This window comes from Parasutterella muris (assembly GCF_943193095.1).
Taxonomy (GTDB): domain Bacteria; phylum Pseudomonadota; class Gammaproteobacteria; order Burkholderiales; family Burkholderiaceae_F; genus Parasutterella; species Parasutterella muris.
Window position 1 is genome coordinate 56,229 of sequence record NZ_CALPCV010000013.1, and the last position, 11,031, is coordinate 67,259.

At 36.4% G+C, this 11,031-nt stretch carries 7 protein-coding genes; 5 read left to right on the forward strand and 2 right to left on the reverse strand.

Annotated elements, in window-relative coordinates; translation table 11 throughout:
• Positions 1-743: 743 nt before the first annotated feature.
• A complete protein-coding gene (locus tag NFR90_RS06405) occupies positions 744-2,156 on the reverse strand; it encodes a phosphoglucose isomerase-related protein (RefSeq protein WP_251451556.1) in 1,413 nt (470 codons plus the stop codon).
• Positions 2,157-2,231: 75 nt separating this feature from the next.
• Positions 2,232-3,536: a lysophospholipid transporter LplT gene (gene lplT / locus NFR90_RS06410; RefSeq protein WP_251451557.1), complete on the reverse strand. Its 1,305-nt coding sequence runs from the start codon at positions 3,534-3,536 to the stop codon at positions 2,232-2,234.
• A gap of 112 nt (positions 3,537-3,648) precedes the next feature.
• Here lplT and glf point away from each other — a divergent pair, with 112 nt between their 5' ends.
• The 5 genes from glf to NFR90_RS06430 all read left to right on the forward strand — a co-directional run bounded on the left by glf (position 3,649) and on the right by NFR90_RS06430 (position 10,441).
• Entirely contained in the window at positions 3,649-4,755 is a 1,107-nt protein-coding gene (glf, locus tag NFR90_RS06415) for a UDP-galactopyranose mutase (protein WP_251451558.1), read from the forward strand.
• Positions 4,756-5,129: 374 nt separating this feature from the next.
• A complete protein-coding gene (locus tag NFR90_RS11690; RefSeq protein ID WP_368045611.1) occupies positions 5,130-5,336 on the forward strand; it encodes a sugar phosphate nucleotidyltransferase in 207 nt (68 codons plus the stop codon).
• Positions 5,333-6,607, forward strand: coding sequence for a mannose-1-phosphate guanylyltransferase/mannose-6-phosphate isomerase (locus tag NFR90_RS06420; RefSeq protein WP_251451559.1), 1,275 nt, complete (start codon positions 5,333-5,335; stop codon positions 6,605-6,607). Before NFR90_RS11690 ends, NFR90_RS06420 begins: the two co-directional genes overlap by 4 nt.
• A gap of 5 nt (positions 6,608-6,612) precedes the next feature.
• Positions 6,613-7,575, forward strand: a complete 963-nt coding sequence (locus NFR90_RS06425; RefSeq protein ID WP_251451560.1) for a glycosyltransferase family 32 protein — start codon at positions 6,613-6,615, stop codon at positions 7,573-7,575.
• On the forward strand, positions 7,562-10,441 hold the full coding sequence (locus NFR90_RS06430) for a glycosyltransferase (RefSeq protein WP_251451561.1): 2,880 nt from the start codon (positions 7,562-7,564) through the stop codon (positions 10,439-10,441). The genes NFR90_RS06425 and NFR90_RS06430 overlap by 14 nt, the downstream gene beginning before the upstream one ends.
• The last annotated feature ends 590 nt before the right edge of the window (positions 10,442-11,031 follow it).

The following is an 11,031-nucleotide window of genomic DNA, read 5'->3' on the forward strand; positions in this document are numbered from 1 at the left end:
TCCACTGACGGAAAAGAACGTCAGGGATAAATTTAATAAATACTGGATGTCGCCTCAACAGCTGTGCATTTCACGACGATGAGAACTCGATTTATGCACGTACGGATGAAGAGAACTGGGTTCAGGCACTCTCTACAGGCGGCTCTGTGAATAAGAAATACTGGATTACCGCGATTCAGAACTTGCTCAGCTACAAACAAAACAGATGCTGAAAACTTTAAAGCAAAGTCACAAGGCTCAGAAGTCGGCCCTCAGCTTTGGAAAGAGGTTAGAAGATTTATCGGGTTCGATAAGAAAATCGGATGGTTCAAAAAGATAGAGGATATTGATTGTGCGACTCGATTATGTGGCTGCTATGCAATAAGAACAAACTGCCTGTCTGATCCGTTTAGTACAGGCAGCGCAACATTGTAGAAACCAGTTCCCGAGTCATTAAGGTGCTTAATGACGGTCGTAGACTGTACTGCGGCAACAGTACGTATGTCGGAAAGCTGTTCGTCTATACCTTGGCAGAAAACAGATAGCCGAAACAAAAAGAAATGCGAAACTGGCTTCGATTAAACGCCCGGTGATTCTATGGACACGATAATGACAATCCTTGCTTGAAGACTGTTAAGGACCCTCGTTCGCAGGCATGGAAAATAGGCGAAGTAAGTAAAAAGGCCCGGAATACCCTAGCCTTGTTGGGTATTACCAAACTTCCGAAATCCTTACATTGAGTACTATAAACCTGGAGTTTGAGATTAATTGGTTTCGGATTGATAAATGCTTTGTGCTAGCCTCTTTCCAAGTTCAACTCCAGGCTGGTCAAACGCATTAATTCCAAATAATGTTCCCAACATTGTGGTTTTGTGTTCATACAAAGCCATCAGAGCTCCTAGTCTTTCTGGAGTCAAATCATCAAGAGTTAAAGTAGAAATAACATTAAAGTATTTGCTTCCCGGATCACGTGTAATTAAAGCTTCAGTTTGTGCTTTTGCGTTAGCCATAAGAACCTTATTCAATTCTTTATGATTATGCCCGGGTTTTTTGCACCAACATACATCAATTGCAGTTTTTGCAGTTCCTTCTCTTAGCCACTGATAAAATGAGTGCTGAGATTCATTTCCATGCCCTCCCCAAACAGCCAGTGAGGTTTTACCGACAACAGGGCTGCCGTCTGGTTTTGTACTTTTACCTAGGCTTTCCATTTCGAGTTGTTGAAGCCAGTCAACCATCGTTCTTAATCTTTCATCATAAGGTAAGAAACAGAACGATGAAACATCGAGTTTAACGGTATTCCAATATGCAAACATTGCCATTAGTGCAGGAAGATTGTTTTGCAATTCTGTGAAGGATGCATGTTTATCCATCAAGTGTGCGCCAGCAAGGAAACGCCTAAAGATATCTGATCCTAGTGCAATTGCAACAGGCAAACCAATTGCTCCCCATACGGAAAATCTACCGCCAACCCAATCCCATATAGGGAAATAGTTATCTTTGGGTAAACCAAAAAATTCCGCAGCGTCTTTTCTAGCTGAAACAACAGCTACATGGTTTTTAAATCCTTCGTGCCTAATCCCAGCTTTAAGGAGCCAGTTAAAAATTTCCTTTGCATTTGCTTGGGTCTCTTGAGTTTTAAAACTCTTGGAAGAAATAACTACCAAAGTCTTATAGGGATCGAGGGAAGAGGTAACTCGATCGAAAACTACACCATCCGCAGAGGCTAAAAAATGAAGATTAATCTCCGGTCGCGCCGATCGTAAAGCATTCCAAACGGTTCTAGGCCCCATATCTGATCCGCCAATACCTATGTTGATGACATCGGTAATACGATCACCAGCTGATCCTCTCCATTTCCAACTCCTGACATTGTCAGCAAATTTGCAGAATCGTTCGAGGGTTTCATGCACTTCTTTTGCGTGAGGAGCTTCGGGAGAAGGGGCTCGTAAAGATGTGTGGAGGGCTGACCTGCCTTCACTTGGATTCACAATCTTTCCTTGACGCATTTCATTAAAGGATTCAATCATCCTTTTTTCTTTTACAAAGTCAATAAGACCTAAAAGTTCTTTTTGCGAAATTCTCTGGCGTCCTATGTCAAGGGTAATTCCACAAGCACTCTTTTGAAAACTTTCAAATGAATCTCTAATGAACGGTGCAACAGTAAGTGACTGCATAGTTTTAATTCTCGAAATTATTTAGAATTCAAATGGTTAATCTTTAATAGCTTCAGACGGAATTGTAAATTAGCGTCAATGCCTCTTTTCCTCTCCAATTAAATGGAGTGAATCCTCTTGCGACTGATTATGCCGATGCTTAAGAATAACTGCAAGCATAGAACAACCGACAAAACTACCAAATAAAACCATTATTGTCACTGTGCCTAGACCAGATTTGATTAGTAATGAGTACAAAGCGAGCATGACTAGGATCGAGCTGTTTTCATTGAAATTTTGGACTGCAATAGATCGGCCAGCACTCATAAGGACATGACCTCGATGCTGAAGAAGAGCATTCATCGGCACGACAAAGAATCCGGCCATCATGCCAACGACAACTAACATAATGCAGGCAACTATAACTGCATATGAGAAATGAATGCTAATAAAATCAAATCCCCCCGGAATCCATGATCCTTTAAAGAAAGACATGATGGCAACAGAAAAGCCCATAGCTACGCCAATCGGCAAAACATCTATGCTTTTCCTTAAACTTACAAATGTAGCAGCAAGCACAGCGCCTATTGCGATGCCTATCGCAACTACGCCTTGAAGTATGGCCGCCTTAGAAAGATCAAGGCCGAGGGCTGTATCCGCCCATGCTAGAACTAAAAACTGCAGAGTTGCGCCGGCGCCCCAAAAAAGAGTTGTAACTGATAATGAAATTTGTCCAAGTTTATCCTTCCATAACAGGGCGCATGATTTTCCGAAGTTTACTAAAGTGTGCACTGGCCTAAAGTCCTGTTTTGGGTAACGAGCCCCAGTGTCGGGGATAAGGAGATTAACCGCTGCGGCAGCTGCATATACCAATATCATTACTGCAATCGCAGCTTGCGCGGCATTATGAACTCCTAATAAATGTTCTTGTCTAACAAAATGATCAATCATTGGTGAGATGAGAAATCCACCCAACCCGGTTCCCAATATAATCGATGCAACTGTTAATCCCTCAATCCAGCCGTTTGCCTTTACTAATTTTTCAGGAGGCAATAGCTCGGTCAGTATCCCGTATTTGGCAGGTGAATAGGCTGCCGCACCTAGACCGACGATTCCATATGCTAGAAGAGGATGGGTTCCGAAAAGCATTATGCAGCAGCCTAATGTTTTTACCGCGTTGGTAATAAACATCACACGTCCTTTTGGCATCGTATCAGCAAAGATTCCAACCCATGCTGCAAAAAGTACATAACTGACTACAAAAAATAGTTTCAGAAGAGGAGTCATCCATTCAGGCTCATTTAACGTCGCCAACAGCGCAATCGCAGCAATCAATAAGGCATTATCGGCTAATGAGGATAAAAATTGTGCCAGCATGATGCTGTAAAAGCCTTTTGTCATATATTGAGACTCCCAAAGTATTGAGAGATTATAATTCCTACTCAGTGTTGCTTGGTTAGATATGTACTAAACAGTAAATCTAATTTGTATTTTTTCGGGATATAAATCAAACATGAAATTCTTGATTGTAGGTTGTGGTATTTCGGGTATAACCTTAGCCCGTAAATTGGCTGAAAATTCTCATCAAGTTACCATAGTTGATGAGAAGGATCACATCGGAGGTAACTGTTTTGATTATTTCAATCAAGAAGGAATATGCATCCATAAATATGGCACACATATTTTTCATACAGAGAACGAGACCGTTTGGAGATTCTTGTCTCGTTTTACACAATGGTTTCCGTATCAGCATGAAGTAAAAGCTCTGATTGACGGTCAGCTTGTTCCGATTCCTTTTAATTTCAACACTATTGAACAGCTTTTTCCCATGGAAATGGCTAATCGTTTGATTAACGCACTTTTATCCGAGTTCCCTTTCAATAAGAAAGTTCCAATCTTAAAACTCCGTGAAAGTCAATCGAAAGACCTACAATATCTTGCAGATTATGTTTATGAAAAAGTTTTCTTGCATTACACCGAAAAGCAATGGGGAGTCAGGCCGGAAGATTTAGATCCTCTCGTTACTGGAAGGGTTCCAGTTTTTATGGGAAGAGATAACCGCTATTTCCAGGCTAAGTATCAAGGTATACCTCTTGAAGGCTACACCGCTATGTTCGAAAAGATGTTAGATCATCCGAATATAACGATCTTGTTGAATACAAAATTTGATAAAAGCATGAGCAATGATTTTGATCATTGTTATTACACAGGTCCTATAGATGAATATTTCGATTACAAACTCGGACAATTGCCTTACAGGAGTTTGAGGTTTGAATTTTTAACCTTTAATCGATCCTACTTCCAAACAAATTCAGTGGTTAATTATCCGAATAATTACGACTTTACTAGGATCGGAGAATATAAGTATTTCCTTGACACTCAATGTGGATCAACGGTTGTATCCTACGAGTATCCCGAGGGGTTTTCCTTGGGTGAAAACGAACGTTATTACCCAATAATCAATCCCGAAAATAAGTGCTTGTATCAGAAGTATTTAGATTTGGCAAAAGGAATCGATAAGCTTACTTTCCTTGGGCGCTTGGGTGATTATAAGTACTACGATATGGATCAAGCTGTTTCAAGAGTACTGTGTCTTATTAATAAATTACCTGTTTGCTAAAAATAATTGATTTGGGTGAAATGACACTAACGAACTCAAGTTAAAAGGATCACTTTTGGATTATTGCTTGTTGATATGTTAGTGTCCTATCTAGGATATATTTTCTAGCGTGGTACTTGTTGATGTTGCAAAGACGTAATTTATAGTATGTACGGCAGGAGGAGTTCTGCTTGATTTCCTTCCTTTTTATATCATTGCATTAGTTAGAAAAAATGAATTGCTTGTGTTTTAAAAGTAGGAGCTAATTGTTGACTATGGATAATCGATATAGCGAAAAGGAGGCGACATGATATTTAATGTCTTACAAAATAGCTGATATAGTTAACCAACGAATTTCTAACATATTTTATTACTTATGAATTAGGACGCATAAATTGGTTAAATTTGTTATTTTATGTGGGGGTACGGGGACTCGTTTATGGCCTCTGTCTCGTCAAAGCTTTCCTAAACAATTTACAAAACTAATTGGCGAAGAGAGTTTGCTCTTGCGAAGCTTTGCATGTTCGCTAGAAACTGCAAGGCTTTTGCTTTTATCCAACGAACATAACGATCTTCTTAAAACCCAAGGAAGGGGGGGGTGAGGATTCAAGTTATAACAAATAAAGATTATCTTTATTTTGTGCAAGCAGCTTTGTCAAAGTACAAGGGAGAATATTCGATAGTTTTAGAACCAGAATCGAGAAATACTGCACCCGCGATTGGAATTGCTTCCTTAATTTCACTTCTTAACAACGAGCCCGACTCTCTCTTAGTTATTCTCCCTTCGGATCATTTTATACAGGACGAAAACTCATTTGCTCATTCAATCTCGAACGCTTTAGAACTTGCAGATTCCGGATTGCTTGTTACTTTAGGAATTCATCCTACCTATCCCGAGACAGGATATGGCTATATAGAGGTAGGAGAAAAAATCAATAGTCTAGGCTTTAAAGTAAAAAGATTTGAAGAAAAACCATCGTTGGACAAGGCTCGATCCTTTATTAATTCAAAAAAATATTTATGGAATTCTGGCATTTTGGTTGGGTCAAGCAGGACCATTCTATCTGAAATAAAGCAACATGAGCCAACGCTATACAGTCAATTGATATCCATGTCTGAGGACATTAGAAGTACTATTGATTTAGGATCAATAGATGAAAAAGTTATAACTTTGCCGGAGTGTTATTCTCTTTCTGAAAATTTGTCATTTGATTATGCTGTCCTGGAAAAGACAGGAGTTGCAGTTGTAACAGAACTGAAGTCAGGATGGTCCGATCTTGGTTCATGGCATTCTGTTTATGATCTTGAAACAAAAGATGAGAACCAGAATGCAGTGGTTGGGCAAGTAGAAACTATTGAAGCGCAGGGGTGCTATATAAGAAGCGAAACAAAACTTGTAACAGCAGTTGGTGTACACGATCTAGCGATTATCGAGAATGATGATGCTGTGCTTGTTGCTCCGTTAAAAGACAGTCAAAAAGTAAAAAATATGGTAACCAGGCTTAGGAAAAAAAATCGCCCGGAAGCTTTGGTTAGCTCATCAGTTTATAGACCTTGGGGTAATTATAAGAGCCTTGCGAAGGGTTTGAGGTTTCAAGTAAAAAAATTAACTGTGTCACCTGGTGAATGTCTTTCACTTCAATTGCATCATCACAGAGCTGAGCATTGGATTGTTGTATCGGGGACTGCAGAAGTAACAATCGAAGGGGAAAAACAAATTCTGACTGAAAATGAGTCAATTTTTATTCCTCTCGGTTTTAAGCATAGGCTTGCTAACCCTGGCAAGATTCCTTTGGTTGTGATAGAGGTACAGTCAGGTTCATATCTCGGTGAAGATGATATTTGCCGATTTGAAGATAAATACGAGAGATGATAAGTATGATACCCAAAACAATACATTATTTTTTTGATGATGTTAATTTTTATAGGAAAGGGAAAAAAAATACACAGTTGAGGATGTGTTATACCTCTTGGAGGAGGGCTTGCCCAGATTTTTCAATTAGGTTATGGACACCTAATAATGGGGAAATAAGGGAAATAATAAATAGCTCCGCTTTTATCTTAAAAAAATATAAAGATAAGGATTGGGCATTTGTTTCAGATTATGTAAGAGCTTATGTTCTTTACAAATATGGAGGAATTTATTTAGATACTGATGTTGAAATTTTAAAAAATCTTTCTCCTTATTTGAATAATAGATTTTTTTGTTCCATCGAAGGAGATATTTTATATGGTGAAAATATTCCTGAACCGGCTGTCATGGGAAGTATAGCTGGGCACCCTCTTCTTAAGAGAATAATGGATCTTTATGAAAGCGATTGGATTATGTCAGAATCCAATCCTATTGCAAATGTGGTAGCAAAAAAAGCTCTAAAGGACTTATATTCTTTTGAAATAATTTCTTATTCTGAATCTGTTATACATAAATTAAATAAATTGTATGATAAAAATGTACCTAATAAGATTTGCTTGAATTTTGAACTTTATAAGAATCAAATCGTTTGGCAAGATAGGAATAAAGAAGTGACTATATACCCATGCGAATATTTTTGTCCAAGCTGGGTTAGTTTTCAAGATAAGGCTTTTACAGACAAAACTGTTGCAATTCATTGGAATCAATCTAGTTGGTGGAAAGATTCTTCGCAGTCAAATAATATAGATAACTCTAAAAATTTAATAAGAGAAAATGAACAATTAAATCATATAAATAATAAATTAATTAATGAAAATAAAGAGTTAATGGAAATAAATAAACTATTGAAATCAGAAAAAGATAATAATATCATCAAATGTAAAATAAAAAAAATATTCAATTATTTAAATAGACATGAAAGCAAATAAAAGACCCTATGTATATATAACGGATGATTTTTATGTCATACCATTAATCGTATCTATTAAATCTCTTCGCAAATACGACAAGGAATCTGAAGTTTTCGTATTCTATAAAGACGTTAGTAAACAGAATATAGAATTGCTCAAATCCTATTGCTCAACTCTTAATGTGCAATTGCGTAATGTAGAGAAAGATCTTAGTGATATAGCAACCAATCATCAATATGTCAGCTCTGCATCGCTTATTAAATTTTTGTTACCTGATTTATTGAAATCATATAACGAGTGTATTTATCTTGATTGTGATATTTTATTTTTATCCGATACTTCTTATCTAAATCACTTGGCAATAAATGATTATCTAATTGCAGCTTCGGTTGATAAAGGAGCTATGAAATTAAAGCACAACCTCAGAATAGGTGTTAAAAAATATTTTAATTCTGGGGTTATGGTTATTAATTTATATAGAATGCGAGTTGAGTCTATAAAAGATCAATTAATTAAGGCTAAAAAAGAATTAATTGATTCATATTATCAGGATCAGGATGCTTTCAATTACGTCTGCGATGGAAAAGTTTTCTTTTTCTCGGAGGATTATAATTATTTACAAACTTATCTTCCAGAAGGAGTTGAGCTTGAAAAAACAGATCTTTTGAAAGATATAAAAATATTACATTTGACAAATAAGAAGCCATGGATTTACTCAGATCTTGCTACGTCGAAACTATACAAGTCGGCATATGAGTCAGACCCATACCTCTTAAAAAATATTAAAAGGATAGAATATAACAAAGTTAGTATAATTGTACCTATATTCAATGTGGATAAATATTTAGATGAGTGCATTGACAGTATAGTTAACCAAACGTTTAAAAATATAGAAATTATATTAATTAATGATGGTTCAACAGATAATTCACTACAGATTGCAAAAAAATATCAAGATCTATATAAAAATGTCAAATTAATTAGCCAAAACAATAGAGGTTTATCTGCTGCTAGGAACGCAGGATTAGAGCAGGCCTCCGGTGAATTTATATTTTTCATAGATTCAGACGATAAAATTTCACCCTATACTATTGAACATTTATTCAATAGCATTAATAAAGAAAATAGCGATTTTTCTGCGTGTAGTTTTCAGTATTTTTCAGCTGACGATCTGAATGGAGAAATTCTTCATAAAGAGTGGCCTATTAATTTTGAAAAAAATAGTGGCAAATATAAGTTAACAGAGGATTATGAAAATGATCTATGTTGTGTTGCATGGAATAAGTTATATAGGTTATCAAAAATAAAAAAAAATTCATTATCTTTTGTTGAAGGAATAATTCATGAAGATATTTCTTGGTTATGGAGCTATTTGTCCCATTCAAAAAATTATTCATATGTAAATGAAAGGCTGTATTACTACAGAATCCGTAGTGAATCGATAACGTCAGAAAAGAATGCAAATTATTACCTTACATATTTAGAACCGTATAAATGGATATTGAATTCTCTCAAAACTCTTACTGATGGGCAAAGAGCTTATATTCTTTATAGACTTGGATTTTTTTCTAAATTGGCATTGAGACATGGAACGATATATCAAAAGTTAAAAACATTCCGAGATTATTTAGAAATTCTCCACAAGTATTATGGATCTTCTTTGATAGCAAGCAAAGGCTATTTGTTCATATATAGAAGATTTAAAAACCTTCTCAAAAATATAAATTTTTCTCGTAAAGATGTTGAGTTATCGGAACGGGATTTATTGAGAGGACAGCTCCAGGCACTTAGAGATGATTTCTCCAGCAGAATAACAAGCCTTGAAAACACACTATTCGAAAAAAAATTATTGATTTCAATAATACAAATGGTAGATATACCCCAAAACTCAGTTTTAATAATTGAAAGCCAAGACTGTCATGGTGAATGTTTACCTAGTGTAATCCACTACTTCAAAGAGCTTGGTTACCATGTAGATGTTTGGTTGAGTAAAAAAGAATTTGATCTAAGACCTGTTGCGGGTACTGCAGGCGTTAGAATTTTTCCAATAGAACGAAACTTTTTGCATTATTTCTTATCGTTACCTCAACTTAAACAATATAAATGTATTTTTTGGAACACTGAATACGATTACTACTCATTAAGAACAACGCGCAGGGCTTTCATGAGTAATTGTCTTGATCATCCGAAGGTGTTTTATCAATGCCATAGACCCGAGTTTACTTATGATGATCTTTCTGAAGAAGTTAAATTTACTTTAGAGGTAGTGAATGAGTACAAAGCACTACCGTTATATAGTTGTTACTTTGGATTTAATGGTCAGGAAAAGTCGGTGTGCAAGAACGAAAAACAATTTGTCGTTGTAGGAAACATCGAACAAAAACGTAAAGATTTTAATTTGTTGATGGATGTAATTAAAGATATAGATAGGACACATCCTCACTTAAATTTTAGAATAACTGTCATTGCTCGGAAAGGAAAATTACATGTTCCAAGGAGATTGACGAAATACTTTAATTTCGTGGGAATGTTAGATTATCCCAAAATGTATGAGATAGTATCGGAATCTGATTTCATTCTTCCACTCCTTAACAGCAAAATTCCTGAACATTCAAGATACTTAACTAATGGAATTTCAGGGACTGTTAACTTGTCTGTTGGCCTACGGGTTCCAATGGTTATTGAGGCTGCATTTGCAGCGAAATTTGGAGTTTCCGTACAATCTGCCTTGATTTACGACAAGGAATCTGATTTTAAATCAGCCTTTATTAAAGCTATTGAACTAGGTGAGGCAGTTCAAAAGGAAATGTCCATGGGTTTATCTCTTATCCAAAGTGAGAGAATATCTCGGAGCTTAGAGTCTCTGAAAATAGTACTCAAGTAATTTAGCTATAGGCCAAACGTCTGGGGAGGGGAAGGATCTCCCCAGCGCCTGAAAAACTTTAATTTTTCTCAGGCCCTTTCTGTCCAATATAATATACTCTTAAATTTAGTTCTAACATCCATAATTAACTCAGGCTACAGAAAGCTATAAGCAATTAGCAAGCCCTCTTAATCGAATAAAGAATGCCGAGCAAACTTCGGGGTGATTTCTCTCAACGTGTCTTGTCCTGAAAAAGTTGACTACTTAGGGAGTCAACAATGAAAGTTGAAGAACAGATATCTACACCAATGAAACAAGCAGAGGCAAGAAGGCCAGGTCTGACGCATGACTAATCCAAATTTATAGAAGAAATTGGTCTAAAAATATTCAATAATTATCCACTACTGTCCAAAATAAATTTTTTCGGAACGTCTAGATGCAAAGATGCCGAATCTTCGATAAATTTAAAGTTCCCAGCAATAAAAAATCGAAGGATTCGGCATGCAAAGAGCAACAATATCCATGTTTGCGCAACTTGTCCAGTCAATGGGTTGCAAACTTGAATTTCAACATTTAGTCAACAAGCATCAGTCAGACAAGGCATCCAAAGG

What these genes read in the sequence shown, in the direction of transcription:
- NFR90_RS06405 (WP_251451556.1), bottom strand. Translation starts at nt 2,156, where the DNA reads ATGCAGTCACTTACTGTTGCACCGTTCATTAGAGATTCATTTGAAAGT.
- lplT (WP_251451557.1), bottom strand. Translation starts at nt 3,536, where the DNA reads ATGACAAAAGGCTTTTACAGCATCATGCTGGCACAATTTTTATCCTCA.
- glf (WP_251451558.1), top strand. Translation starts at nt 3,649, where the DNA reads ATGAAATTCTTGATTGTAGGTTGTGGTATTTCGGGTATAACCTTAGCC.
- NFR90_RS06425 (WP_251451560.1), top strand. Translation starts at nt 6,613, where the DNA reads ATGATACCCAAAACAATACATTATTTTTTTGATGATGTTAATTTTTAT.
- NFR90_RS06430 (WP_251451561.1), top strand. Translation starts at nt 7,562, where the DNA reads ATGAAAGCAAATAAAAGACCCTATGTATATATAACGGATGATTTTTAT.